Genomic DNA, 25,075 nt, shown 5'->3' with positions numbered 1-25,075 from the left:
GGTGAGTTCTTGAAGCGTCCTCAGGTACGTGAAGAAATTGTTCGTGTCGCTGAAGTTGCTGCAGAAGAACACGGATATGAAATTGTAGAAGTCGAGATTACCAAACAACAACCGACGCGCGTCATCATTACGGTTTTCCGTAAAGAAGGTGTCAATATTGATGATTGTGCGGAAATATCACGGGCCATTAATGACGGGATCGACGATGACCTCATTCAAGGTCAATACACATTAGAAGTGCAATCTCCCGGTTTGGATCGACCTATTCGGACGAAAGATGATTACCGCCGAAACTTGGGAAACAAAGTTGAGGTTCATCTTTATAAGAAACTAAATGACAGAAAAGATTTTATTGGCATTTTGACGGATTACGGCGACGACACTGTCGACATCCGTGAAGAGAACGGTGAAACTGTCACCTTCGATTCAAAATCCATTTCTTTAATGCGACAGGTCATTGAATTTTAGGAGGCAGTTGAAAAAGAATGAATCAAGAGTTTATTTTAGCTCTGAAACAATTGGAAAGCGAAAAAGGCATTCGAGAAGACGTTATATTAGAAGCATTGGAAACAGCCCTTATATCGAGCTATAAGAAGAATTACGGTACGTCTCAAACAGTAGATGTTACTATCGATAGAGATACGGGAGAAATTAGTGTCTCCGCCGAGAAAACTGTTGTGGGCGAGGTAATGGACGATCAAATGGAGATCTCTTTGGAGGATGCAAAAAAAATTAATTCCCGTCTCGAAATCGGCGATATTTATTACGAAGCCATCAATCCCGAAAAGTTCGGCCGAATTGCCGCTCAAACGGCAAGACAAGTGGTTATTCAACGTATTAAAGACGCAGAGCGTGAAGTTATTTACGACGATTATGCCGACAGGGAAAATGAAATTATTACCTGCGATGTTCAACGTGTCAGCAAAGGTAATGTCTTTGTCGACTTAGGTAAAACTGAAGCGATTTTACCCGTATCTGAGCAGACCCCGGGTGAAAGCTATTCCCAAGGCGACCGCTATAAAATGTTAATTTTAGAAGTCAATCGTCAACCGAAGGGTCCGCAAATCGTATTATCCCGAAGCCATCCGAATCTGGTACGCCGCTTGTTTGAATTGGAAGTACCGGAAATTCACGATGGCGTCGTCGAGATCTATTCTGTAGCGCGCGAAGCGGGAAGTCGTACTAAGCTTGCCGTCTTCTCTAAAGACGAAGAAGTGGATCCCTTAGGCGCATGTGTCGGCTTTAAGGGAAGTCGCGTTAAAACGATTGTCGATGAGCTACACGATGAAAAAATTGATATTGTCATTTATGAAAAAGATATAGCAACTTTCATTGGTAACGCCCTTAGTCCTTCAAAAGTGGTCGAGGTTTTCATCAATCATCGAGAAAAAGCGGCCATGGTCGTGGTACCGGATTATCAATTATCACTTGCCATCGGAAAAGAAGGACAAAATGCCAGACTCGCGGCGAAGCTTACCAACTGGAAAATCGATATTAAGTCGGAAACGCAATTTAGCGAATATCTTGATGAACTCGGACAAACAATGGAAGAGTTTCGCGATGAATTTGAAAATACATCTGTTCAAGACGAAGAGACAGCCGACGAAGAAACGCCCGTTGAAAAAGAGTTTAAAGAGTATGATAACTTTGCAAGCATCGGCGGCTTGACGGGCATGGATTTAAATAATTTGTTTGTTGACGCTTCTTCAGAAACTTCAGGAGATGAAATGGAACTCTCCGAAGATTTGGAAGAAGAAATTTCAGACAATTAAACAGACGATATATAACCGGAGTAACAATGAAAAAGCCTAAAAAAATACCTTTGAGAAAGTGTATTGGGTGCTCGGAGTCTAAACCGAAGCAAGAATTAATACGTATAGTTAAAAACAAAGATAATGAGGTTTTTATAGACAGTACCGGGAAAGCGAACGGACGCGGTGCATACCTTTGTCGCAATACGAAGTGTTTCGACAGTGCCATAAAGCACAGGGCCATTCAGCGTGCGTTAAGTCAAGACGTTCCGAAGGAGACAGTCGATGAACTGCGTCGCACCTTAGAAGATCTATAAACCTCGCACTAGGAGGTGTTCTCATGTCGAACAAAAGAGTGTACACAGTTGCCAAGGAAATAGGAATGGCGAGTAAAGATTTAATGGCTATTCTCGACCAGGCAAAGATACCCGTAAAAAGTCACATGAGTACGATTACGGAAGATCAGCAAAAGCAATTATTCTCTTTTATCCGTACAGCACAGGATGCATCAAGCGGAAATAGCCCCGAACCTTCAAAAAAAGAAGAGCGAAAGGCTAAAAAGACCGAGCCGAAGCAATCTCCCGTTAAGAAGGAAAAAACAAAAACTGAAGTAAAATCTACAGACGGACCTAGAGCCGATGTCGTGGTGGAAACCCCTAAGGCTAAAGACTCTCATGATCACAAGAAACGTGCAGAGGGATCCGTTAAAGATCGCAAGCATCATCGCGATGAGTTTGAAGAGGACGAAGCATTTTCTGCAGAAGAACGCCGACGTTCTGAAAAGAAGAAGCAAAAGAAAAATAAAAAGTCCAAACAATCTAAGAAAAAAGATAATGTAGATTTTCAATCCGAAAATACTTTTGTCAATCAAGATTTCGAAAAGCGCAAAGCGCCTAAGAAGAAATCCAGAAGTCAAAAGCGTAAGGAAAGAGAAGCTCGTGAAGAGGCGAAGGGGGATGACGGTATTAAAGTTAAAGCACCGTTAACGGTAAAGGAATTTGCAGATACTATCGGCGTCAGCTTGGCACAGGTCATTACCAAATTAATCGGTTTAGGCGTAATGGCAACTCAAAACGAATCCATAGATCGCGATGTCATTGAGATTTTAGCCGATGAACTTGGTAAGGAAATCGAGTTTATTTCAGAAGAAGAACTGAATATTGAAGAAATTTACGGACTCGATACTGAAGATCCCGAAGAATCCCTTAAGGAAAGACCCCCGGTGGTTACAGTTATGGGCCACGTCGACCACGGTAAAACTTCGATTTTGGACGTTATTAAACGTAGTCACGTAACCGATTCCGAAGCCGGCGGTATTACACAACATATCGGCGCTTATCAAGTTTCCGTCGGCGGAAAACACATCACTTTCCTCGATACCCCGGGCCACGAGGCTTTCACCGCTATGCGTTCGAGAGGGGCATCCATTACGGATATTGCCATTCTCGTAGTTGCAGCCGACGACGGTGTTATGCCCCAAACGAGAGAAGCCATTCACCACGCTAAAGCCGCAGGTGTTCCTATTATCGTAGCGATTAATAAGATCGACCGTGAAGGCGCTAATCCGGATCGTGTGCGTCAAGAGCTCACAGAAGAAGGTTTAGTCGCAGAAGATTGGGGCGGCGACACCATTATGGTAGAGGTTTCAGCAAAGACGAAACAAGGTATTTCCGATCTACTGGACATGATTCTTCTCGTAGCGGAAGTTCTCGAACTTAAAGCCAACCCCGATCGTTTGGCAGTCGGTACCATTGTGGAAGCACGTCTCGATAAAGGCAAGGGACCCATGGCAACGATTCTCGTCCAAAAGGGAACGCTTACGAGCGATAGCTACATCGTCTCCGGTACTTGCTACGGCCACATTCGCGCCATGACCAACGACAAAAAGAAACATCTTAAAAAAGCAGGTCCGGCCACCCCGGTTGTGGTGCTCGGCTTTGACGGTGTTCCCAACGCAGGTGATACGGTCTATGCAGTAAAAGATGAAAAAATTGCAAAAGAAATTGCCGCCAAGAATATCGCTCAAGAGCGCGAAGAAAAACTTGCTTCCAAGAATAAAGTCAGCTTAAACAATCTTTTCGACAAGATTAAAGAAGGCGAATTAAAAGATCTTAACCTCGTCGTAAAAGCTGACGTTAAAGGTACAGTGGAAGCTCTTAATCAATCGCTCTTAAAACTTAATGACAACGAAGATATTGACGAAGTTCAAGTTAATATTATTCACTCCGGTACCGGCGGAATCAATGAAAGTGATATTAACTTAGCTTCCGCATCGAACGCTTTAGTCATCGGTTTTAATGTTCGCCCGAATATTAACGCTTTAGATCTTGCAAAACAAGAAGATGTCGACGTTCGAACCTATCGCGTTATTTACGATATTTTAAATGACGTTAAAAATGCCATTAGCGGTATGTTGACTCCGGAAATCTCCGAGGAAGTTTTAGGACGTTGCGAAGTTCGCGAAACCTTTAAGCTCCCGAGCAACGACATCGTCGCCGGTATTTACGTTCTTAAAGGCAAAATTCAACGGAAAGCAAAAGTTAAAGTGTTGCGCGATGACGTCATCATCCACGAAGGTGAAATTTCTTCTCTTAAACGATTCCAAGATGATGCCCGTGAAATCGCTCAAGGCTACGAAGGCGGCTTAATGGTTGAAAACTTCAACGATATTCAAGTCAATGACTTACTTGAATGCTTTATTGAAAAAGAAATAAAGAAGGAACTGTAAATGAAGGATAAGAGAGTAAATCGCATATCTGAGGAAGTGAAAAGGGAGCTTTCCGAGATCATTCAAACAAAATTGAAGGACCCCAGAATTCCACCCTTAACCAGCGTATCCTATGTGTCGATTACCCGCGATCTTTCCTTTGCCTATGTCGGAATTTCGATCTTTGGAGAAGATGATCAAAAGAAAGACGCCATCGACGGCCTGGAAAGCGCGAAGGGCTTTATAAAAATGGAACTTGGCAAGCGTCTAAAGCTTCGAGCTATGCCGGAAATTATTTTCGAACTTGATGAAAGTATTGAAAAAGGCATGGAACTTCAACAAACTATTGATAATTTGAGAAAAATGGAGCACGACGGTGAGTGATCTACAAAAATTCAGCTTATCTCTATCGAAAAAAATTGAAGATGCAAAAGATATCGCTATTATTTCCCATGTAAGCCCCGATGGTGATAATCTGGGAAGTTTGGAAGGCATGTATGGCTATCTGGAATCTACGGGGAAGGACTTCACGTATATCGGAAACGATTCTGTTCCGGCGGATTTTGCTTTTTTGCCTTCGACGAAACATCGCATCGACATTGATACCTTACAAGGAAAGGTTTTTGATCTCGTCATTACCCTGGACTCTTCCGATATCCATCGTTTTGGAAAAGCGGGAGAGGCTATCGTACAATCGGCGAAATGCACGGCGAACATTGATCATCATTTGAGCAATACGCTATATGGAGATTTAAATTACGTTGTGCCGACTGCAACTTCTACAGGGGAAGTTCTGTTTACTGTTTTAGAAAGCCTGGATGCTCCTTTCACGGTCAATATGGCTACCGGGTTATATACCGCCATCTCGACAGATACGGGGAGTTTTCAATACGACAGCGTTAACGGGAACACCCATCGCATCATCGCTAAACTTTACGACTATGGTTGCGACCACAATATAGTCGTTCAATCGGTGTACCAATCGCGCTCTCGAGAAAAGCTTGCCTTAATGACAAGGGTGTTATCGCGTATAGAATTCCTGGCTGACGGAAAAGTTGCAATGGCAGCATGTACCCTTGAAGACTTGAAAAAATCAGGAGCTCCCTCAGAGGATACTGAGGGTATCGTCGAACAAATTCGAAACATTGAAGGCGTTGAAATGGCGATTTTCTTAAAGGAAAAAGAAGATGAAGTTAAGCTTTCTTTCCGATCAAAATCCTATTTGAACTGCACTGAGTTTGCAGGGGCGTTTGGTGGAGGAGGCCACATTCGAGCCTCCGGAGCCTCAGCTTCCATGACATTAAGTGAAGTTGAAGAGAAGATTAAAAAACTTCTCGAAGAAAAAATGGAACTGATTCGATCATGAACGGTGTAGTTCTCGTAGATAAACCAAAGGGCATTACCTCATTCGATGTCGTTCATCGAATACGCCGCTTATATCACATGAAGCAAGTCGGCCATACGGGGACGTTAGACCCCATGGCAACCGGCTTGCTTCCTATTTGTATCGGAAAAGCTACTAAAATCGCCGATTACGTCGCCGATAATCGAAAAGCATATGTAGCCCACGCCATAAGAGGAATTCGCACCGATACATTCGACATTTCCGGTGTCATTTTTGCAAACAGTGCAAAAGAGATTCCGAAAAATTTAGAACCTGTTTTAGATCATTTTCGAGGTGAACAATTACAACTTCCCCCAATGCATTCGGCATTAAAATATAAGGGGCGAAAATTGTATGAATATGCTCGACGCGGAATTTGCGTTCCCCGTAAAGAAAGACCCATTACGGTTTCGTGCCTTAAACTTTTGGATCACGATGACAACGGCATCTCATTGGAAGCTGAGGTGTCGTCAGGCACATATATTCGCACGCTGATAGATGACATAGGCGTGGCGTCGGGTTGTTATTTCACGATGGACAGTTTAAGGCGTATTTCCGTAGGTAGTGAGACCATCGCGAACGCACATACGCTAGCCGAGATTGAATCGATGAGCAATGACGAAAGACAAAGTATCTTAATTCCTATGGATCGCCTTTTAGATCATATCCCTGAAATTTGTTTACCGCTACATCGCAAAAAGCCTATGTTAAACGGAATGTCCAGTCGAGTTCATTTTCAAATTGAAGAGGCAGCGATGTACCGTATTTATACGGGGGGAGATTTTATCGGAATAGGAACTGTCACAGGGAGTGGGGAAGAAAAAGAGTTGCACATTAAGAAGGTATTATATTGAGGTGCTTATGGAGCTTTTAGAAGTCGATTTAGAATCTAATATTTCCAAAAATACGGCCATTGCCCTTGGTAATTTTGATGGAATTCACCTCGGTCATCGTGCTTTGTTAGATGAAGTTGTCGCCATGGCGAAATCCTTAGGTTGTCCTTCATCTGTTTTGATTTTTAAAAATCACACTAAAAATCTTACAGAAGGTATCTCACAGGAGCTTTTGACGTCTCGCACGCAAAAATACGACATCTTCGAAAAAGCAGGGATCGATGTCATTTATGAAATGAATTTTGATGAACAGATCATGCACTTGAGCCCTTCTGAATTTATAAATCGTTTTTTAGCCGATCACTTAAAGGTTAAAGGCATTGTCGTAGGTTATGATTATCGCTTCGGTTATAAAGCAAAGGGAACTGTTAGAGAATTAGAGGAACTATGTGCCGATCTAAAGATCCGACTTGCTGTAAAAGATGCGGTCACCTATGAAGGGGAGGTTATATCCTCCACACGTATTCGCCGGGCGATAAAAGACGGAGAGCCCGAACTTGCTCACCATCTTTTGGGCAGGCCTTTCAGTATCGAAGGAACCGTTGTAAAGGGGAAGCAGTTAGGTCGCACAATCGGCATTCCTACAGCCAATTTGCTTCTGAATACACACTATGTGACGCCGAAATTCGGTGTTTATTTAGCGAAAGTATCTGTAGAGGGGCGCTCTTATTACGCAGCTACTAATATCGGAACCAATCCCACCTTCAACGAAAATGAAATAAAGGTCGAATCTTATCTCTATGATTTCGAAGGGGACAGCCTCTACGGAAAAAAAATGGAAGTGGCTCTTCTCAGATTTATTCGACCTGAAATTACGTTTAAAAATGTAGAAGACTTAAAGGTGAAAATGGACGAAGACCTCGATAATATGCGACAAGAAATTCAGAGAATGAATTTACAAAGTCATTAGATCATGTTAAAATATAAAAGAATATTTTAGTTTGGCTCGGTTTTGCGTTCCTCGACGCTTACTTAGTTAAACCGAATAAAGTTTTAGGAGGAAATTATGTTATCTAAAGAACAAAAGCAAGCCATCATTAAAGAATATCAACGCGAAGAAGGAGACACAGGTTCTCCGGAAGTTCAAGTTGCTATTTTAACGCACACCATCAATACGTTAAACGAACACTTGAAAGAACATAAAAAAGACCACCACTCTCGTAGAGGTCTTTTGAAAATGGTAGGTAAGAGAAGAAACTTACTTCGCTATTTGAAAAATAAAGACGTCGAACGCTACAGAACGTTAATCGAACGTCTTAGCATTAGAGGATAAGAAATTACTGAAGAGCGGGCAACCGCTCTTTCTTTATAAGGAAAGAGAGTGACATGGAAAAGTCGTTTACTACATTATTAAACGGTGTACCTTTAACCGTTGAAATCGGAAAAGTTGCAAAACAGGCCAATGGCGCTTGCTGGATTAAACAAGGCGATAGCGTGGTGCTTGTAACGGCCACCGCCTCCACAAAAGCGAAGGAAGGAGCCGACTTCCTTCCCCTTAGCTGTGATTATGAGGAAAAATACTACGCCTCCGGTAAAATTCCCGGCGGTTTTAATAAACGTGAAGGCCGCCCGGGTACCAATGCCATTTTGACGAGCCGCTTGATCGATCGTCCCATTCGTCCTCTTTTCCCGGACGATTTTCACCATAGTTTACAGGTCACGGCTACCGTCTTAAGTTATGATCCCGATTATCCCACGGATATCTTAGCTATGATCGGTTCTTCCATCGCCTTGTCGATTTCAGATATTCCCTTTCAAGGACCGACTGGTTCCGTGCGCATCGGTATGAAAGACGATAAGTTTATTTTAAATCCATCCGTAGACGATCAAAAGGATTCGGATCTAAACCTTGCAGTTTCGGGAACCAAAGGCGCTATTATGATGGTAGAAGCTGAAGTCAATCTTTTAAGTGAAGATGTCGTCCTGAACGCCATTATGTATGCTCATGATGAAATTAAAAAGATCGTCTCCTTTATTGAAGACATCGTTTCTGAAGTCGGGCGAGAAAAAATGGATTATGAACGCCTTGAAATCGATAAAGCGTATGAAGAAAAAATTAGCGGAATGGTTTACGGCAAAATCGAAGAAGCATTGCGTATAGCCGATAAAACGGAGCAAGGTCATGCCCTCGGCCTTATTAAAGATGAACTTGTAGCGAATCTTGAAGAAGAGGAAGATTACCGAGACGTTCAGGTAAATGAAATTTTCGAATCTTTTACTCAAAAAATTTTCAAGAAACAAATTCTCGTCGAAGGCGTTCGGAGTGACGGCAGATCCTTTACGCAAATCCGTCCCTTATCCTCTGAAGTCGGTTTATTACCGCGAGCGCACGGCAGTGCCCTGTTCACACGCGGTCAAACCCAAGCGCTCACATCCGTAACATTAGCCGCACTTACGGAGGGACAAATCATCGATGGCCTCGATCCGGAATATACGAAACGCTACGTACATCACTATAATTTCCCCTCTTACTCCGTAGGAGAGACACGTCCTCCGAGAAGCCCGGGACGTCGGGAAATCGGACACGGTAATCTCGCCGAACGTGCCCTCATACCCGTTCTACCCACAGAAGAAGAATTCCCCTATTATATTCGCGTCGTCAATGAGATCCTGGAATCCAACGGTTCCTCTTCTCAAGCGAGCATTTGCGGCTCCACTTTAGCCCTTATGGATGCAGGCGTTCCCATTCATGATCCGGTAGCGGGTATTGCCATGGGCCTTATCGACAATGGAGACAAGCCCGTTATCTTAACGGATATTCAAGGCTTGGAAGACCACTACGGCGACATGGACTTTAAAGTTGCCGGCACGAGAGACGGAATCACGGCTCTTCAAATGGATATTAAAATTGACGGCGTCTCCAGAGATATTTTAAAACGCGCTTTAGCTCAGGCGAAAGATGCGCGTATCGAATTATTAGACCATATTCACGGTACCATTGCCGAACCTCGTGAAGATCTCTCACCCTATGCTCCCCGCATTACAGGCCTTATGATCGATCCCGAAAAGATCGGTGAAGTCATCGGTAGCGGCGGGAAAGTCATTCATAAAATTACAGAAGAAACCGGCGCTCAAATTGAAATTGAAGACGACGGAAGAATTTCTATTATTGCCAACGATGACGGGGCATTAGCTGCTAAAAAGATTATTGAAGACATTGTACACGAACTCGAAGTAGGGGAAGTATTTGAAGGTACGGTTACAAAAATCGTGGACTTCGGCGCCTTCGTAGAAATCTTATGGCAAAGAGAAGGGCTTCTTCACATCTCGAATATCGACCATAAACGCATTAGTCAAGTAGGCGATGTATTAAGCGTCGGCGATAAAGTGAAGGTTAAAGTAATCAATCTCGAACGAGGTAAAATTGGTCTTTCGAGAAAAGCACTTTTACCAAAACCCGAACGTAAAGATAAAGAAGATAAGCCACAAGACAATAGAGAATAAGAATAAAACCGCTTCGGCGGTTTTTTCATATGGAGGAATAATGAAAGTAAAAGTTTTTAACCAGTCCCATCATCCCCTTCCAAGCTACAAAACTGCAGGATCCTGCGGCATGGATCTTCAAGCAAATCTCAAAGAACCGATGACGCTCGAACCTTTAGATCGCGTCATGGTACCAACAGGCTTATTCTTAGAAATTCCCGAAGGAGTGGAGGGTCAAGTGCGCGCAAGAAGCGGACTCTCCTTAAAAAAAGGTATCACGACTGTTAACGGCATCGGCACCATCGACAGCGATTATCGCGGAGAGTTAAATGTCCTTTTGGTCAATCTTTCAAAAGAAAGTGTCACTATTGAAGACGGCGATCGCATTGCTCAAATCGTCTTTATGCGCTACGAAACCGCTCAATGGGAAGAAGTAGAGGAACAGAGTGATCTTTCTAAAACTGATCGGGGAGAGGGAGGATTCGGTCATACGGGCGTGCGCTAATTCTTTCAGAATCTTGGAATTATGGTATAATAGAGGCGAACATATATTTGATTAAAGGAGATTAATTTGCCTAAAAAAAGAAAAGCCAAGAAAAATAAAAAAAACAACGGCGACGAACAGCGTCCTTATTTAATCGGCGGTTTCCTCGTTATTTTAGCCGTTTTATCTCTTATTAGTTTATATAGCGACCAAATGGGCCTTTTCGGAGAGTGGACGAGCAGTTCGATTTACTTTCTATTTGGCTCTGTGGCGCCTCTTTTTTGCGCTCTGCTTTTTATTATCGGCATTTGTATTATCACGGAATGGCCACTTAGTATTAAAGTTAAGTGCTTCATTTTATCGATCGTACTATTTTTAAGTGGCATGCTTTATTCCTATAATCCTGCTCAACTTCCCCTAACTTGGGGAGAGCGTGTGGAGAATTTTCACCGTCTTCCCGTAGACGGAGGTCTTTTCGGAAATCATTTTGCGCGCCTGCTCGTAGGATTTTTAGGTGTACTCGGCAGCCGTCTATTACTTGCCCTTATTACTCTTTTTATCCTTTATCGAATACCGACAAAGGAACAAAGGGAGCGCTTCCGGATGGGTTTGAAAAATAAAATTGACGACTCTCGTGCGGCCCTTAAAGAATCTAGAAAAGAGCGACCTGCTGTCAAAAAGTCTAAACCAACGGAAGCACGAAAATCTGTAAAAAAAGAACCTGTCGTTTCAGGCGTGACCGCTTTCCAAAATGACGATCATAAGAAAGAGCCTATTGTAGAAATTCGCGATTATATTCCCGAGCGAGAAGAAAAGCCCAAGCGTGTGGAACCTTTGAATGAAACGGAAAAAGAATCTTTTTCGAAAACCATTCAAACGGAAAATGTCACAAAAGAATATGACTATCCGCCTATATCGCTACTCCATCCCATTGAAGGCAAGCGGGCGGGAAGCAACGAAGATATTCGAAAAAATGCGGCTATTATTGAAGAAGTAATGGATAACTTTAATGTAGACTGCCATGTTACCGCCATTAATCGCGGACCGTCCATAACATCTTATGAGCTGGAGCCTGCTCCCGGAGTTAAAATCAGCCGTATTGTCTCGCTTCACGATAATTTAAGTTTATCATTGGCAAGTTCCGACATTCGTATCGAAGCACCTATACCGGGGAAAAGTGCGATTGGTATTGAGGTTCCCAATGCTAAAAAAGAAAGCGTCGGCTTACGGGAGATTATCGAAAGTAAGGCATTTAAGCAATTGGATTCCGCCGTTCCGCTTTCCCTCGGAAAAGATGTAAGCGGTGAAACGATTATTTCATCTATCGACAAAATGCCACACCTTTTGATCGCCGGAGCCACGGGATCGGGTAAATCCGTATGTATCAATTCCATATTAATGGGTATTTTATATAAAGCACCGCCGGAAGAAGTACGTCTCATTTTAATCGACCCGAAGGTCGTCGAACTTGGGATTTACAATGGCATTCCTCATCTTTTAATCCCCGTCGTAACAGATGCAAAGAAAGCAGCCTTCGCCTTGGCATGGGCAGTAGAAGAAATGGAAAAACGTTACAAAGCCTTTGCTGAAAACGGCGTTCGCGATATTTCCGGTTATAACGAAAAAATTCGCGGGGAAGACGGCGAAAAAATGCCGAAGATTGTCATCGTAGTCGACGAGTTGAGCGATCTAATGATGGTAGCTGCAAAAGAAGTAGAAGACTATATAACGCGACTTGCCCAAATGGCACGTGCTGCCGGAATTCATCTTATTTTAGCGACACAACGTCCCTCAGTCGATGTTATTACGGGGACGATCAAGGCAAACATTCCGTCGCGCATTGCCTTTTCCGTATCATCATCTATCGATTCAAGAACAATTTTAGATATGTCCGGAGCGGAACGACTCCTCGGCAAAGGTGACATGCTGTTTTATCCGGGGAGCTATTCCAAACCGAAGCGCGTTCAAGGCGCTTTCGTTTCCGACAAAGAAGTTGAGCAGGTCTTAAACTTTGTAAAATCGAACGGTAGCGAAATCGAATACGACGAAGAAGCAATGGATACATTGGAAAAGAAGGTAACAAAAGCTATTTCCGACGAAGATCCTCTTCTTTACGACGCCATCGATATCGTCTTAAACCAAGAGCAGGCCTCTATTTCATTTTTGCAACGTAAATTAAAAGTCGGATACGCGCGCGCTGCCAGAATAGTAGATCAAATCGAAGAAATGGGGATTATTGGACCCCACGAAGGTTCAAAACCGAGGAAGTTGCTTATGACCAAAGAGCAGATAGAAGCCATGAAGGAAGATCAGGAGAATATATGAAGCAAGTGTCCATCGTAACATTAGGTTGTTCTAAAAACGACGTCGACTCAAACCAAATGCGGGGAATTTTAGATGAGGAAAAATATCGCTTTACAAATTCCGTAACGGATGCAGAAGTAATCGTCGTCAACACCTGCGGTTTTATCGACGCGGCAAAGGAAGAATCTATCGATACCATTTTAGATCTCGCCCGTCTAAAGACAGAAGGTAAGCTCGAAACCCTTCTTTTGGCCGGCTGTTTAGCTCAACGCTATCCCGACGAGCTTCTCGAATCTATTCCGGAAGCCGACGGTATTATAGGTCCCGGCCATATCCGATCGATTAACGATGCTATCGAAGGGGCTTATGAGAATAAAAAGCCTGTTTATACCGACTCCATCGAAACGGACTATATAGAATCCTTTAAGCGCGATGAGGTCTCGATTACGGAGTATGTAAAGATTTCAGAAGGCTGCAATAATCGTTGCACTTACTGCATTATCCCTTATTTAAAGGGAAATAATATTAGCCGACCTATGGAAGCAATAATCGATGAAATCCAAAATCTGGTGGCGCGAGGAACGCGCGAAGTTATTCTCATTGCCCAAAATACGACAGATTATGGTATCGATCTCTATGGTCGTTATGCCCTTGTGGATCTGTTAAAGGCGTTAAGAGACATCGAAGAATTAAAATGGGTACGCATTTTATACGCTTATCCCGATCATTTCGACGATGCGTTAATCGATGAAATGCGCGATAATCCTAAGGTATTACCTTATATCGATATTCCCATTCAGCATGCGTCGAACAATGTGTTACGTGCAATGAACCGTAAAACCGATCGAAAATCGATCGAACAATTAATTGAGCGTTTACGACTTCAAATTCCGCATATGGCCATTCGATCTACATTTCTATTAGGTTTTCCCGGTGAAACTGACGACGACTTCCAAGAGGTTATGGACTTTATCGAGAATACGCCGATTGATCGCGCCGGAGCCTTTGCTTACTCAAAAGAAGAGGGCACACCGGCTGCTGATATGGAGGACCAAATTGCCGATGAAATTAAAGGTGAGCGCGTGGAAAATTTTATGGCCGCCCAAATGCTATCCTCTGAAAATCTTATGGAAAAGCATATTGGAAGGACTTTAGAAGTTCTCATTACGGAAGAAGGGGATGGCGGCTATATCGGCAGATCCTATTTAGATGCGCCGGATATCGACGGTATCGTTACGGTTCAATCAGAAAAAGTATTAGAACCCGGAGAATTCGTATACGTGGAAATAACGGAGGCATCGGCCTACGATTTAGGAGGCATTTACATTGAACATAGCAAATAAACTTACGGTTTTGCGACTCGCATTGGTGCCGATTTTTGTAGTACTGATGCTGATAGGTACGCAAGCGACAACCATTTTAGGCGCCATCGTCTTTACTATCGCCTCGTTTACCGACTTCCTCGACGGCCATTTGGCGAGAAAGTATAATCTCGTCACGACATTCGGTAAATTTTTAGACCCGTTAGCAGATAAGGTTCTCACCATATCAGGGTTCATTATTTTAGTAGAGCAAAATATTATACCCGCGTGGGGAGTCATCGTGATCGTAGCAAGAGAATTGGCTATTACGGGATTCCGTATTATTGCGGCTTCAGAAGATATTACTATTGCCGCCAGTCCCTTCGGTAAACTGAAGACCATTACACAGTTGGCTTCGTTAATCGCTTTATTATTTTCTCCACCCATTCCTCAGGGAATCGGCGTATTTATCTTCTATATTGCCGTCATTTTAACGGTACTTAGCGGTATCGACTATTTCATTAAGAATAAAACCGTCCTCGACTTGGAAAATATGTAGGAGTTTTTATGATTTCAGAAATCATCACCATCGGAACGGAGATCCTCATCGGTTCCATTACTAATACAAATGGCCCATACCTCTCTCGAAAGCTTACGGATTTCGGCTACGAGGTACGCTATCACGAATCCGTACGGGACAATTACGACGATATACGAGACGCCATTGAACTTGCTATGAAAAGAAGTGACGTTATCTTTCTCTGCGGCGGTTTAGGGCCTACTCAAGATGATATGACTAAACAAGCTTTGGCGCATGCTCTTGGGTTGGAACTCGTTTTTGACGAGGAGACGTGGAATCATATCGTAAATGTCTCCATGAGTTTTTCGAAGAAGATTACGGAAAATAATAAGCGTCAGGCAGAATTTCCAAAAGGCGCCATTATTATCGATAATCCCAAGGGAACGGCACCGGGGTGTCTTCTGAATTACGAAGGAAAGCAATTTTTCCTTATGCCCGGTCCGCCGAGAGAATTCGAACCCATGGCAGACGATATCGTCGAAAATTACTTAGAAAAAGTAGCAGGCGAAAACTTTGTTACGAGTCTTCTCCTCGTTAATATCGGCGAATCTCTTTGCGAATCCATTTTAAGAAAGGAAAAGATCGAAACGGAAAATGTAGAGATCAATACTTTTGCTAAAACCGGAGAAGTTGAAATTAAATTAATCGCCCATGCGGAAAATCCTGAGGATGTTCCAAAAATCGGTAAGGAGCACGCTATGGCTGTGGATCGCGTTAAAGAGCTTTTTAAAGATAACCTTTACGGCAATGGCGAAAGGGATTCTTTCGAAACTCTCGTCGATCTTTTGCGCGAAAAGAAGATGACCATCAGCTTTGCCGAATCAGTAACCGGTGGCACGCTCGCGACGATGATTACAGGGGTTGCCGGTGCCAGCGACATTTTAAAAGAAAGCTTTATTACCTACAGTAACGAAACGAAAGAAAAGCTTTTAAAGGTGAACCCGGAAACCATTGAAACCTATAGCGTAGTGTCGGAAGAAGTGGCTAGGGAAATGAGTGAAGGGCTGTATCATAAGACGAACTCCACTTACACCGTTGCCACAACAGGGGAGGCAGGACCCAAGCCCTCTACGAACCACGAAGTAGGCACAGTTTTTTATTCTATTCGAAAAGAAGGAGAAGAAATTCTCGGCGGCAAACGACTTTTTAAGGGAGATCGTAAGGCTATCCAGTATAGAAGTTCTAAATTTATTTTAGCTTCCATTTTATTACACGAGTTAGGAGTGCATCATGGACGAAAGTAAAAGAAGAGCGTTAGACGACGCCATCGCTAAAATTGAAAAAGAATATGGCAAAGGCGCCATTATGCGCCTCGGTGAAAATGCAAATTTACATGTGGAATCCATTCCCACAGGATCTTTAAGCTTAGACGTGGCATTAGGTATCGGCGGTATTCCACGCGGTCGCATTTTAGAAATTTACGGTCCTGAATCTTCCGGTAAAACGACGCTGGCTCTTCATATGATTGCTGAAGCGCAAAAACTCGGAGGAACGGCTGCATTCATCGACGCAGAACATGCTTTAGATCCGACCTACAGCAAGAATTTAGGCGTCGATACAGAAAACCTCATTATTTCACAACCGGATACCGGAGAACAGGCTCTTGAAATTACAGAAAGTTTGGTTCGCAGCAACGCAGTCGATTTAATCGTCGTCGACTCGGTAGCCGCCCTCGTTCCCAAAGCCGAAATAGAAGGGGAGATGGGCGACAGTCATATGGGCCTCCAAGCGCGTTTGATGAGCCAAGGTTTAAGAAAGCTGACAGGCGCCATTAGCAAGTCAAAGGCGTCGGTTATCTTTATTAACCAACTTCGCGAAAAAATCGGCGTCATGTTCGGTAATCCGGAAACTACGACCGGTGGGCGAGCTCTTAAATTCTTTACCTCAGTACGTATGGATATTCGTCGCATCGACAGCATCAAAAAAGGCGACGATATTATCGGAAACCGCGTTCGCGTGAAGGTCGTAAAAAACAAAGTGGCACCGCCATTTAAAAAGGCAGAATTTGATATTATGTACGGCACCGGTATTTCAAAAGTAGGAAGTACTTTGGACGCCGCCGTCGAAGCGGGCATCGTCGAAAAAGCGGGATCCTGGTTTAGCTATGGCGATGAGAAACTTGGCCAAGGCCGCGAAAATGCTAAAAGTTTCTTACTAGAAAATCACGATCTTTTAGAGGAAATTGATCATAAAGTTCGCCAACATTATCATATGGAAAATGATCAAGATACTATGGAGGCAAGTAATCGACCGTCTGAGGAGGAATAATCCTTGAGATTTATCTACTTCACCGATAGCCATATTCGCGGCACGAATCCGAAATCACGGACGGACAATTTTTTTGAGACGGTAATGGATAAGCTTCGGGAAATTCAAGAAGTTTCCCTTTCTTGGAATGCCGACTATATTCTACACGGGGGCGATCTCTTTGATCGTCCCGATGTTTCCATATCGGTTATGAATGACGTTATCCCCGTCCTTCAAAAATTTACAATGCCCTTTTATGCTATTAGCGGCAATCATGATATTTACGGCCATAATCCCATCACCTTGCCACGGACCATGATGGGATTATTAAATACACTCGGAATTATTCATATTATTAATGACGAAAGCATATTGCTAGAAGATGGAGAAACGACAGTTCAACTAAGCGGTTCACCATATATTTATGGCCTCGATCGGGAGGAAAATCGCGAACTCTATCTCGTCAAGGAGAAGGATCCAAAGGCGGATTTTGCCATTCATTTGGTCCACGGATTTTTAATGACCGACAGCACCAAAGCCATGTTTTCCCATACCACTATTTCCGATATCGTCGATACTAAAGCGGATTTAACATTATGTGGACATTTACACGACGGCATTCCTATTACTGAAGTTGAAGGAAAAATATTCGCAAATCCCGGGGCGATGGTACGCATTTCAAATTCTCTTACAGAACTTAAACGTCGCCCGAAAATTCTTTTAATCGACGTTATCAAAGATCAATGTACCATTGAAGAGTATGAACTGAAATCAGCCAAACCCGGCGACGAGGTTTTGGATCGTACGGAAATCGAAATGCACAAATTCAAACGTAGGGAACTCGCTGAATTTAAAGAATCCATTGAAAGTACGGGAACCTATGATCGCATCAATTTTCTGGACGTCATCGTCGATATCGCCGAAAACGAAAAGCTGGATAAAAATATAAAGGAAGAAGCGTTAAAGCGCATTGCGGATGTAGAGGAGCGAAGGAGTAATCTGTGAAGTATATTGAAAAAATTATCCTAAAAAATTTTCAATCCCACGACTATACCGAGCTCGATTTATCCCGCGGCGTCAATGTTATCGTCGGCCCTTCCGACAGCGGTAAAACCGCCATTATGCGCGCTTTACGCTGGAATCTGTTCAACGAACCTTCCGGTGTGGATTTCGTTCGGGAAGGGGAGAGCGAAGTATCGGTTACCATTCGCTTCCAAGATCGCGTGGAAATTGTTCGGCTGAGAAGCAAATCTAAAAATCAATATATTTTGAGAGAACCGGATGAAGAGGAAGTTATCTTCGAGGGATTCGGTACTTACGTTCCTCAGGAAATTCGCGAGGTCACCGGCATCTATAAAGTGATGCTCGACGATAAAAAATCTCTTCCCCTGAATTTTTCCGATCAGTTGGAAGGACCTTTTTTACTCCAGGAAACCGATGCTTACAAAGCACAGGCCATCGGACGCATGGTCGGAGTGGACGTTTTAGACGAAGCCATGCGCAATACCCTTCGCGATAAAAAACAATTATCGACTCAAAAAGACCTTATAGAATCGGAGATAGAGCAAACAGAAAAATCCCTCGAAGTGTTTCACAGCCTCGACGAAAAATTAAATCGCCGCGAGAAGCTGAACGCCTATTTGCATAAATTAAAGACTATGCAAAACCGTTTAGAGGAAGCCAAGAGACATATGCAGCGGTTTCAAAACATAAAAGACGAACGAGGTAAGGTCGTTTCAGTGTTGAGGGAATACGATCATCTCGACGCCATAAAAGAACAACTGCTTTTGTTGGAATCTAAGGCGCGGCGTTACACTCAAGATCGTTTGCTAATGGATAGCTACATCCAAAATCGTCGAGAACATGCGGATACTAAGAATCTTATCGGACAATTGGGCGACGGCGCAACACTCGATGAACTGTTCCGTTCTCTATACCTAAACAACGAGCGTTTAACGACGATTCAACCCTTACACCATGCTTATCAGCGTTTGCGTGACGATTTAAATACTACGAAAAATACTTTAAATCGTCTATCCTCTATTGATGAATATCGTGGGGAGGAACTCCTCGCTAACTTTGCAATATTTAAAGAGCGCCAAGAAATACTTCGCAACTATCGAGAACTTCAAGATCGCCTTCGACGGGGTCGTGAATTTATGAATCAATTTAAATCAATTGACAGAGTTGGCGAAATTTTAGTTCAATCCGAGAAAGAAAAAGAGAATATTAAAATCTTTAACGTTGTTTTAGCTTCTTGGAAAGAGCTTTCGATAGAACAGGATAATTGTAAAAAGGTACTTACTGAGGCGCAAACACAAACACAAAATGCGTTGGATGAATATATGTCTGCGCTCTCCCGAGCAGGCACTTGTCCGCTCTGCAGGCAGCCCATCGACGAAGAGCATCTCACAGCCATTAAGAAAAGTTTGGAGGACTAAATGAATCTTGAACAACAAATTAATGAATTAAATCGCCGCTATGAACGAGCAAAAGACACTCGTAAACGTGCGGAATGGCGTATGGAAGAGCTTGAAAAAGAAGAAAAGGAACTCAATGAAAAGATCAAGGCATTGGGTTTAGACCCGGATTCTCTCGAAGCGGAAATTCAAAAAATCGAAAAGGAAATTCAAGATTTATTAAGTGAAGCGGAACGTCTGCTTCCCGAGGAACGTTCATGATTATTCAAGAATTTGAAGATCGTCTTCAAACATTTTCTAAAACTGTGGATCAGGAAGAGGCACGTCGCGATCTCATTCGCGACAATCTAAGAAAACAGGAGGCCTCTTTAAAAGCGATCGAAACAAAAGAAAAACTTTTAAACGGCGTGGTTATTCTTCTTCAAAAGGCGGCAGATTATTCGAGGACACAAGCCAAACGCCAAATTGAAGATATTGTAACCCAGTCCATCGCCTATATAATGCAAAACAGTTCAAAGTTCACCGTCGATCTTTTGGAAAAGCGCGACCTTCCCATTGCCGAATTCTACGTGGAATCGGACTATGGCGATTACAGTGTCAAAACAAAACCCGAACAGAGTAGAGGGGGAGGGGTGGTAGACATCGTCTCTCTAGCCCTTCGCATCGCTTTTTTAGAAAATCATCGTCCTAAAATCGAAGGCCCTCTCTTTTTAGATGAACCGGGCAAACACATTAGCAATGATTATATTTTTAATATGGGCGAATTTTTAAAAGAATGTTCCCGCTTATTTAATCGTCAAATTATTATGGTGACCCACGACGATTATCTTACGAATATTTGTGACAAAGGTTTTCGCGTAGACATTCGTAACGGTAAAAGCTCTGTTAGAGCCATCATAAATGATGAAAGTGACAGCATTGGTTAATGCTTTACACGGTAATAAGATTCTATGTTATAATGAATACGTGGTTTTTTACCATTTGAAACTTGAAAATTGAATAGGAGGTGTTCCATTTGCCAGCATACATTTTAATCATTGTGGCATTGTTTATTGGAATCCTCGGAGTAGCAATTGGTTATTTTATTCGTCGTAACATAGCAGAAGGTAAACTGAAGCATGCAGAAGAATTAGCCAAGAATATCATCATTGATGCGGAACGAGATGCAGAAAACAATAAACGGGATATTTTATTCCAAGCGAAAGAAGAAATTCATAAGCTAAGAGACACGGTACAACAGGAAAATGATGCTCGAAAGTCGGAACTTCAGCGTTTTGAAGACCGCTTGATTTCGAAAGAAGATCTTCTTCAATCCAAAAGTGCAACCCTCGAAAAGAAGGAAGCTCAGATTCTTGAACAACAAGAACGTATTCAAGAAAAAGAAGATTCAGTCGATGCGCTCATCGAAAAGAAATCGGAAGAGATTCAACGAATTTCGGGATTATCAAAGGATGAAGCTAAGCAGATTCTTTTAAATCAGCTGGACAGCGAACTCACTCAGGAATCGGCTATTAAAATTCGCGAATTTGAACGCCAAATCAAAGACGATAGTAAAAAGATTGCTCAAGATATCATCGTGCATTCTATTCAACGTCTTGCCGCCGATCAGGTAGCGGAGGCTACGGTTTCTGTCGTGTCCCTTCCCAATGAAGAAATGAAGGGGCGCATTATCGGTCGAGAAGGACGCAATATTCGTGCTATCGAATCTTTAACCGGCGTCGATTTAATCATCGACGACACGCCGGAAGCAGTGGTCGTTTCTTCCTTTAATCCCATCCGACGGGAAATTGCGCGACTGGCCCTTGAAAAGCTCGTTTTAGACGGTCGTATTCACCCAACGCGTATCGAAGATACCGTTGAAAAAGCGCGACAAGAAGTCGACGATATTATTAAGGAAAGCGGCGAAGAAGCTGCATTTGAAGCCGGTGTTCACGGTTTACATCCTGAACTTGTGAAATACTTAGGCCGTTTGAAATTCCGTACAAGTTTCGGACAAAACTGCTTGAGACATTCCATCGAAGTATCGAAAATCGCCGGTTATCTGGCTGAAGAAGTGGGAGTCGATTCAAAATTAGCAAGACGTGCCGGTTTACTTCACGATTTAGGAAAATCCATAGATCATGAAGTAGAAGGCCCTCACGTAGAACTCGGTGTCGAGTTGGCGCGACGGTACAAAGAGCCTGAAGCTGTTATTAACGGCATCGAAGCTCACCACGGCGACGTAGAGTTTGCCAATTTAGAGGCTATACTCGTACAGGCTGCCGACGCCATCAGTGCGGCGCGTCCGGGCGCTCGTAGAGAAACAATCGAAACCTACATTAAGCGCTTAGAGCAATTAGAAGCCATTGCCGAAAACTTTGAGGGCATTGAAAAATCCTACGCCGTACAGGCCGGTAGAGAATTACGTATTATTGTAAAACCCGGCGAAGTGGATGAGGCGCATATGGTAACGACGGCTCGAAAGATCGCGCAGGAAATCGAATCACAATTGGATTTCCCCGGTCAAATCAAAGTCAATGTTATCCGCGAAACGCGCGCCATCGAGTACGCAAAATAATAACCTGCCGCAAGGCAGGTTTTTTATTACGAAAAACATTGAGAAAGGAATCGATCGATGATCCAATCCGGTATAGTCGACGACTATTTAAATTATTTAAAGGCGGCGCGAGGCCGATCAGAAAGCACGGTAAAAGAATATTACTATGATATTCGCCAGTTTCTCCGCTATATGCGCATACGAAAAGAACATTTGAAGGTTGAAAATTTAGACGAAGTATCGATCGACGACGTCGATATTGAGCTGTTAGAAACTATTCAGAAATCCGATATCTACGCCTATATTTCGTACTTGGATTCAACACGGGGCAATAGCGGCCGTACGAAATTTAGAAAAATTTCCTCTGTTCGCTCCTTTTTCGATTATCTTACCTATAAAATTGAGCTATTGGAAAAAAATCCGACGGAAAACATCGATATGCCCAAGATTGAACGGTCACTGCCCGTCTATTTGACACTGGAAGAGGCTGTTCATCTCTTAAACACCGTTGAAAATTCCAAGCAAAAGGAAATCTACCGCTTGCGAGATTATGCGATTACCACTTTATTTTTAAACTGCGGCTTGCGATTAAGTGAGCTCGCAAACTTAAACATTGCCGATTTAAATAAAGACAATACTCTGCGCATTATGGGGAAAGGTTCTAAAGAAAGACTCGTTTATTTAAACAATAGCGTACAAGAGGCTCTCAGAGGCTATTTAAGAAAGCGAAATGAATTAGAGGTAGATCAGGATGCCTTATTCCTAAGTATGCGTAAAAATCGAATGAGCAATCGTTCCATTCAACATATGCTCGAAAAGCACCTGAAAGCCGCCGGATTCGATACCCGTAAATACACAGTGCATAAATTGCGCCACACAGCCGCCACCTTAATGTATCAATATGGCAATGAAGATCTTAAATCACTTCAGGAAATCCTGGGCCACGAATCCGTATCGACGACCCAAATTTATACCCACGTCAATTTAGAAGACATTCGATACACCATGAGCCAAAACCCCCTTTCCAATATGGATGACGTTAAAAAGATGATCCATGACGAAGAAAAGAGGTAAACATATGTTTGAACGATTGTTCTTTTTACTCGTTGATTGTAGAGGTCTTAAATTGATTCTAATGGCGAATACGGATTCACAAAGTGATTAGAGTTGAACATTATTAGTGGAATACTCTTAATGTAACGATAAGAATATCCATTAAACTAAACTTAACCATGGTTCGATCTATATTGATTCCAAAATAATGATTTATTGCGGGACTTAGTATAGTCACTGAACGAAAGAATAATCAGTAAGAATAGAGTTTTATAACGATATTAGAATGAAATCAATACACTGTTCAAGACTGATCAATCGAATTGAACTTTCGAAACCCACTTTCCATAAAAGCTAACCTTATTTAGTCACAAAATTGTTATTTTGTGACTAAATTTTTTCTGCCTAATAAGTATTTTGACGTTGTATTCCTCTCTCTTCTTTTAAGGAAAACTAAGGATACGCTAATGTACTATTTCTAGAATCAAAAAAAGCCTTCTCTCATTAGGAGAAAGCTTTCCGCACAAACTAAATGTGCTCTTATATTTATCAGACATTATAAATCAGCGTTAACACCGATACTAATAATCCGACCATAGCAAGTACCAAGTATTTTCTTCCTTTATTATCGGATAGATACCATCCTATAGCGCCACCAATAGATAGTAATAATTGGAAGGCGATCTCTGAATTTTTGGGATAGGTATTCGATGGATTGCCATGTAAATCTATTTGTACTACTACGGTCTCTGGCAATACCATATATCCATATATCCCAAGTGCGAGCGCTAGAACTATGATGATCCCAAGTACAAACTTTTTATTCATTTCACTTCTCCTCCGATTCTACATTTCCCTTTCAAGTTTATTTCGCCAGTACACACCATATAGTTGTATCGATAGATATAAAGCGACTATGATTATAATTTGCAATTTATCGACTCTCATCAATGAAAATATCAGGAGCACTGCCGCAAATAAATAGATCATAAGATCGTAAGCCTTTGCTTTTGATTTTTCAGCAATTAAAATATTTCGCTCGTCATTTTCATCAATTTTAATTTGCCTTCTAAGATCTTCACGATTTTTTAAGGAGAAATATTTGATCATTTTTTCTGTATAATGACCAAAGATTCCGCAACCTAAGGCAATCATTATATATGGAAAAATGCCGATATTATTTGTGTTGATATTTTTGAAAATCAGAAACCCTATGATAACAAGTCCTGCGCCTAAAAGTGCCAATAGCCCCTCGATAAAAACACTCTTATTTTTGTTCATCGTCACTCTCCTCCTCATATATGAAAATATCTTCTATGGTCGTATTAAAATATTTTGAGATTTTAAAAGCCAGTAGAATTGAAGGATTATATTTACCATTTTCCAACGATCCAATAGTTTGCCTGGACACTTCAAGAACATTGGCCAATTCCTCCTGTGTTATTTTTCTCTCTTTTCTGATCTCTTCTAATCTATTTTTCAAATACAACCACCCCCTCTAAATGACAAGTTAACTTTACATATAGAATAATCGATGTGCTTCGTCATGTCAAGTTTACTTTACATTTTATGGCCTGGATCATGGCAATATAAAAAGCACTTACATATGTAAGTGCCTAAAAGTTAAAAGGAATCTTCGAGCTGTTATCGCGATCGTGTCACAATTTGCAATACATCGCCGGGATGAATGTCGGCTGAATTTTTTAGTTGATTTTCTTCTACTATTGAATCGACGATCATGCGCAGATCATCTTTTTCATTGGCAAATGACGACGCTATATTCCATAGCGTATCGCCGCTTTTGACGTGGTACTCCTCGCGAACAACATATGTTGTCTTTGCAGTCGGTGCAAAGTTCATGCCCATCATTATGAAAAGCATAATGCCTATAATGGGGATTAAACGTAAACGGCGACGTCGATAGGCCGATTTTGAAACGAGACGCTTTTTATTATTTAATACTACTTTATTCATAAAACCCTCCGATCATGT

General features: G+C 42.3%; 26 protein-coding genes. 22 read left to right on the top strand and 4 right to left on the bottom strand.

Annotated features, from left to right (window positions below):
* The first annotated feature begins 9 nt into the window (after window positions 1-9).
* From HMPREF1863_RS07325 to HMPREF1863_RS07220, 22 genes are all read left to right on the top strand, one after another.
* Window positions 10-468 carry a ribosome maturation factor RimP gene (locus HMPREF1863_RS07325; protein WP_068369327.1) on the top strand — a complete coding sequence of 153 codons (459 nt, stop codon included), beginning with the start codon at window positions 10-12 and terminating at the stop codon, window positions 466-468.
* A 17-nt stretch (window positions 469-485) separates the two neighbouring features.
* Window positions 486-1,772 carry a transcription termination factor NusA gene (nusA, locus tag HMPREF1863_RS07320; RefSeq protein ID WP_068369323.1) on the top strand — a complete coding sequence of 429 codons (1,287 nt, stop codon included), beginning with the start codon at window positions 486-488 and terminating at the stop codon, window positions 1,770-1,772.
* Between the two features lie 26 nt (window positions 1,773-1,798).
* A complete protein-coding gene (gene rnpM, locus HMPREF1863_RS07315) occupies window positions 1,799-2,068 on the top strand; it encodes an RNase P modulator RnpM (RefSeq protein WP_068369320.1) in 270 nt (89 codons plus the stop codon).
* A gap of 23 nt (window positions 2,069-2,091) precedes the next feature.
* A complete protein-coding gene (gene infB / locus HMPREF1863_RS07310) occupies window positions 2,092-4,479 on the top strand; it encodes a translation initiation factor IF-2 (protein ID WP_068369317.1) in 2,388 nt (795 codons plus the stop codon).
* Window positions 4,480-4,842 carry a 30S ribosome-binding factor RbfA gene (rbfA, locus tag HMPREF1863_RS07305; RefSeq protein ID WP_068369315.1) on the top strand — a complete coding sequence of 121 codons (363 nt, stop codon included), beginning with the start codon at window positions 4,480-4,482 and terminating at the stop codon, window positions 4,840-4,842.
* A complete protein-coding gene (locus tag HMPREF1863_RS07300) occupies window positions 4,835-5,824 on the top strand; it encodes a DHH family phosphoesterase (protein WP_068369312.1) in 990 nt (329 codons plus the stop codon). Before rbfA ends, HMPREF1863_RS07300 begins: the two co-directional genes overlap by 8 nt.
* A complete protein-coding gene (truB, locus tag HMPREF1863_RS07295; RefSeq protein ID WP_068369302.1) occupies window positions 5,821-6,696 on the top strand; it encodes a tRNA pseudouridine(55) synthase TruB in 876 nt (291 codons plus the stop codon). The genes HMPREF1863_RS07300 and truB overlap by 4 nt, the downstream gene beginning before the upstream one ends.
* A 7-nt stretch (window positions 6,697-6,703) precedes the next feature.
* A complete protein-coding gene (locus HMPREF1863_RS07290) occupies window positions 6,704-7,645 on the top strand; it encodes a bifunctional riboflavin kinase/FAD synthetase (RefSeq protein WP_157065100.1) in 942 nt (313 codons plus the stop codon).
* A 96-nt stretch (window positions 7,646-7,741) separates the two neighbouring features.
* The gene (gene rpsO, locus HMPREF1863_RS07285) at window positions 7,742-8,008 is read left to right on the top strand and encodes a 30S ribosomal protein S15 (protein ID WP_083508568.1); all 267 of its coding nucleotides are present in this window, start codon (window positions 7,742-7,744) and stop codon (window positions 8,006-8,008) included.
* Between the two features lie 53 nt (window positions 8,009-8,061).
* Complete coding sequence (gene pnp, locus HMPREF1863_RS07280; RefSeq protein WP_068369292.1) at window positions 8,062-10,179, top strand: polyribonucleotide nucleotidyltransferase; 2,118 nt, start codon at window positions 8,062-8,064, stop codon at window positions 10,177-10,179.
* Window positions 10,180-10,219: 40 nt separating this feature from the next.
* Window positions 10,220-10,663: a dUTP diphosphatase gene (dut, locus tag HMPREF1863_RS07275; RefSeq protein WP_068369287.1), complete on the top strand. Its 444-nt coding sequence runs from the start codon at window positions 10,220-10,222 to the stop codon at window positions 10,661-10,663.
* A 66-nt stretch (window positions 10,664-10,729) separates the two neighbouring features.
* The gene (locus HMPREF1863_RS07270) at window positions 10,730-12,967 is read left to right on the top strand and encodes an FtsK/SpoIIIE family DNA translocase (protein ID WP_068369284.1); all 2,238 of its coding nucleotides are present in this window, start codon (window positions 10,730-10,732) and stop codon (window positions 12,965-12,967) included.
* Window positions 12,964-14,289: a 30S ribosomal protein S12 methylthiotransferase RimO gene (gene rimO, locus HMPREF1863_RS07265; protein ID WP_068369281.1), complete on the top strand. Its 1,326-nt coding sequence runs from the start codon at window positions 12,964-12,966 to the stop codon at window positions 14,287-14,289. The genes HMPREF1863_RS07270 and rimO overlap by 4 nt, the downstream gene beginning before the upstream one ends.
* The gene (pgsA, locus tag HMPREF1863_RS07260) at window positions 14,273-14,806 is read left to right on the top strand and encodes a CDP-diacylglycerol--glycerol-3-phosphate 3-phosphatidyltransferase (RefSeq protein WP_068369278.1); all 534 of its coding nucleotides are present in this window, start codon (window positions 14,273-14,275) and stop codon (window positions 14,804-14,806) included. The genes rimO and pgsA overlap by 17 nt, the downstream gene beginning before the upstream one ends.
* Window positions 14,807-14,814: 8 nt before the next feature.
* Window positions 14,815-16,071 (top strand): competence/damage-inducible protein A, encoded by a 1,257-nt coding sequence (locus HMPREF1863_RS07255; RefSeq protein WP_068369273.1) that lies wholly within the window; start codon window positions 14,815-14,817, stop codon window positions 16,069-16,071.
* Window positions 16,058-17,095 (top strand): recombinase RecA, encoded by a 1,038-nt coding sequence (gene recA / locus HMPREF1863_RS07250; RefSeq protein ID WP_068369268.1) that lies wholly within the window; start codon window positions 16,058-16,060, stop codon window positions 17,093-17,095. Before HMPREF1863_RS07255 ends, recA begins: the two co-directional genes overlap by 14 nt.
* A 3-nt stretch (window positions 17,096-17,098) precedes the next feature.
* Window positions 17,099-18,079, top strand: a complete 981-nt coding sequence (locus tag HMPREF1863_RS07245; RefSeq protein ID WP_068369265.1) for a metallophosphoesterase family protein — start codon at window positions 17,099-17,101, stop codon at window positions 18,077-18,079.
* A complete protein-coding gene (locus tag HMPREF1863_RS07240) occupies window positions 18,076-19,515 on the top strand; it encodes an AAA family ATPase (RefSeq protein WP_068369262.1) in 1,440 nt (479 codons plus the stop codon). The genes HMPREF1863_RS07245 and HMPREF1863_RS07240 overlap by 4 nt, the downstream gene beginning before the upstream one ends.
* Window positions 19,516-19,755: a hypothetical protein gene (locus HMPREF1863_RS07235; RefSeq protein WP_068369259.1), complete on the top strand. Its 240-nt coding sequence runs from the start codon at window positions 19,516-19,518 to the stop codon at window positions 19,753-19,755. It abuts the gene before it with no gap.
* A complete protein-coding gene (locus HMPREF1863_RS07230) occupies window positions 19,752-20,420 on the top strand; it encodes a hypothetical protein (protein WP_068369256.1) in 669 nt (222 codons plus the stop codon). Before HMPREF1863_RS07235 ends, HMPREF1863_RS07230 begins: the two co-directional genes overlap by 4 nt.
* Before the next feature lie 89 nt (window positions 20,421-20,509).
* Entirely contained in the window at window positions 20,510-22,051 is a 1,542-nt protein-coding gene (gene rny / locus HMPREF1863_RS07225; protein WP_068369253.1) for a ribonuclease Y, read from the top strand.
* Window positions 22,052-22,108: 57 nt separating this feature from the next.
* Window positions 22,109-23,104 (top strand): tyrosine recombinase XerC, encoded by a 996-nt coding sequence (locus HMPREF1863_RS07220; protein WP_068369251.1) that lies wholly within the window; start codon window positions 22,109-22,111, stop codon window positions 23,102-23,104.
* Between the two features lie 528 nt (window positions 23,105-23,632).
* Here the strand turns inward: HMPREF1863_RS07220 and HMPREF1863_RS07215 are convergent.
* The 4 genes from HMPREF1863_RS07215 to HMPREF1863_RS07200 all read right to left on the bottom strand — a co-directional run bounded on the left by HMPREF1863_RS07215 (window position 23,633) and on the right by HMPREF1863_RS07200 (window position 25,057).
* The gene (locus HMPREF1863_RS07215; RefSeq protein WP_068369249.1) at window positions 23,633-23,911 is read right to left on the bottom strand and encodes a DUF1648 domain-containing protein; all 279 of its coding nucleotides are present in this window, start codon (window positions 23,909-23,911) and stop codon (window positions 23,633-23,635) included.
* Window positions 23,912-23,929: 18 nt separating this feature from the next.
* On the bottom strand, window positions 23,930-24,364 hold the full coding sequence (locus HMPREF1863_RS07210) for a hypothetical protein (protein WP_068369246.1): 435 nt from the start codon (window positions 24,362-24,364) through the stop codon (window positions 23,930-23,932).
* On the bottom strand, window positions 24,351-24,566 hold the full coding sequence (locus tag HMPREF1863_RS07205) for a helix-turn-helix transcriptional regulator (RefSeq protein ID WP_068369899.1): 216 nt from the start codon (window positions 24,564-24,566) through the stop codon (window positions 24,351-24,353). Before HMPREF1863_RS07205 ends, HMPREF1863_RS07210 begins: the two co-directional genes overlap by 14 nt.
* Before the next feature lie 161 nt (window positions 24,567-24,727).
* The gene (locus tag HMPREF1863_RS07200) at window positions 24,728-25,057 is read right to left on the bottom strand and encodes a LysM peptidoglycan-binding domain-containing protein (RefSeq protein ID WP_068369243.1); all 330 of its coding nucleotides are present in this window, start codon (window positions 25,055-25,057) and stop codon (window positions 24,728-24,730) included.
* Between the last annotated feature and the right edge of the window lie 18 nt (window positions 25,058-25,075).

Origin of the sequence: Aedoeadaptatus coxii (genome assembly GCF_001553115.1) — a bacterium.
Taxonomy (GTDB): Bacteria; Bacillota; Clostridia; order Tissierellales; family Peptoniphilaceae; genus Aedoeadaptatus; species Aedoeadaptatus coxii.
This window is presented reverse-complemented; position numbering and strand designations above follow the sequence as displayed.

What these genes read in the sequence shown, in the direction of transcription:
- nusA (WP_068369323.1), top strand. Translation starts at nt 486, where the DNA reads ATGAATCAAGAGTTTATTTTAGCTCTGAAACAATTGGAAAGCGAAAAA.
- rnpM (WP_068369320.1), top strand. Translation starts at nt 1,799, where the DNA reads ATGAAAAAGCCTAAAAAAATACCTTTGAGAAAGTGTATTGGGTGCTCG.
- infB (WP_068369317.1), top strand. Translation starts at nt 2,092, where the DNA reads ATGTCGAACAAAAGAGTGTACACAGTTGCCAAGGAAATAGGAATGGCG.
- rbfA (WP_068369315.1), top strand. Translation starts at nt 4,480, where the DNA reads ATGAAGGATAAGAGAGTAAATCGCATATCTGAGGAAGTGAAAAGGGAG.
- truB (WP_068369302.1), top strand. Translation starts at nt 5,821, where the DNA reads ATGAACGGTGTAGTTCTCGTAGATAAACCAAAGGGCATTACCTCATTC.
- HMPREF1863_RS07290 (WP_157065100.1), top strand. Translation starts at nt 6,704, where the DNA reads ATGGAGCTTTTAGAAGTCGATTTAGAATCTAATATTTCCAAAAATACG.
- rpsO (WP_083508568.1), top strand. Translation starts at nt 7,742, where the DNA reads ATGTTATCTAAAGAACAAAAGCAAGCCATCATTAAAGAATATCAACGC.
- pnp (WP_068369292.1), top strand. Translation starts at nt 8,062, where the DNA reads ATGGAAAAGTCGTTTACTACATTATTAAACGGTGTACCTTTAACCGTT.
- dut (WP_068369287.1), top strand. Translation starts at nt 10,220, where the DNA reads ATGAAAGTAAAAGTTTTTAACCAGTCCCATCATCCCCTTCCAAGCTAC.
- rimO (WP_068369281.1), top strand. Translation starts at nt 12,964, where the DNA reads ATGAAGCAAGTGTCCATCGTAACATTAGGTTGTTCTAAAAACGACGTC.
- HMPREF1863_RS07255 (WP_068369273.1), top strand. Translation starts at nt 14,815, where the DNA reads ATGATTTCAGAAATCATCACCATCGGAACGGAGATCCTCATCGGTTCC.
- recA (WP_068369268.1), top strand. Translation starts at nt 16,058, where the DNA reads ATGGACGAAAGTAAAAGAAGAGCGTTAGACGACGCCATCGCTAAAATT.
- HMPREF1863_RS07235 (WP_068369259.1), top strand. Translation starts at nt 19,516, where the DNA reads ATGAATCTTGAACAACAAATTAATGAATTAAATCGCCGCTATGAACGA.
- HMPREF1863_RS07230 (WP_068369256.1), top strand. Translation starts at nt 19,752, where the DNA reads ATGATTATTCAAGAATTTGAAGATCGTCTTCAAACATTTTCTAAAACT.
- HMPREF1863_RS07220 (WP_068369251.1), top strand. Translation starts at nt 22,109, where the DNA reads ATGATCCAATCCGGTATAGTCGACGACTATTTAAATTATTTAAAGGCG.
- HMPREF1863_RS07215 (WP_068369249.1), bottom strand. Translation starts at nt 23,911, where the DNA reads ATGAATAAAAAGTTTGTACTTGGGATCATCATAGTTCTAGCGCTCGCA.
- HMPREF1863_RS07210 (WP_068369246.1), bottom strand. Translation starts at nt 24,364, where the DNA reads ATGAACAAAAATAAGAGTGTTTTTATCGAGGGGCTATTGGCACTTTTA.
- HMPREF1863_RS07200 (WP_068369243.1), bottom strand. Translation starts at nt 25,057, where the DNA reads ATGAATAAAGTAGTATTAAATAATAAAAAGCGTCTCGTTTCAAAATCG.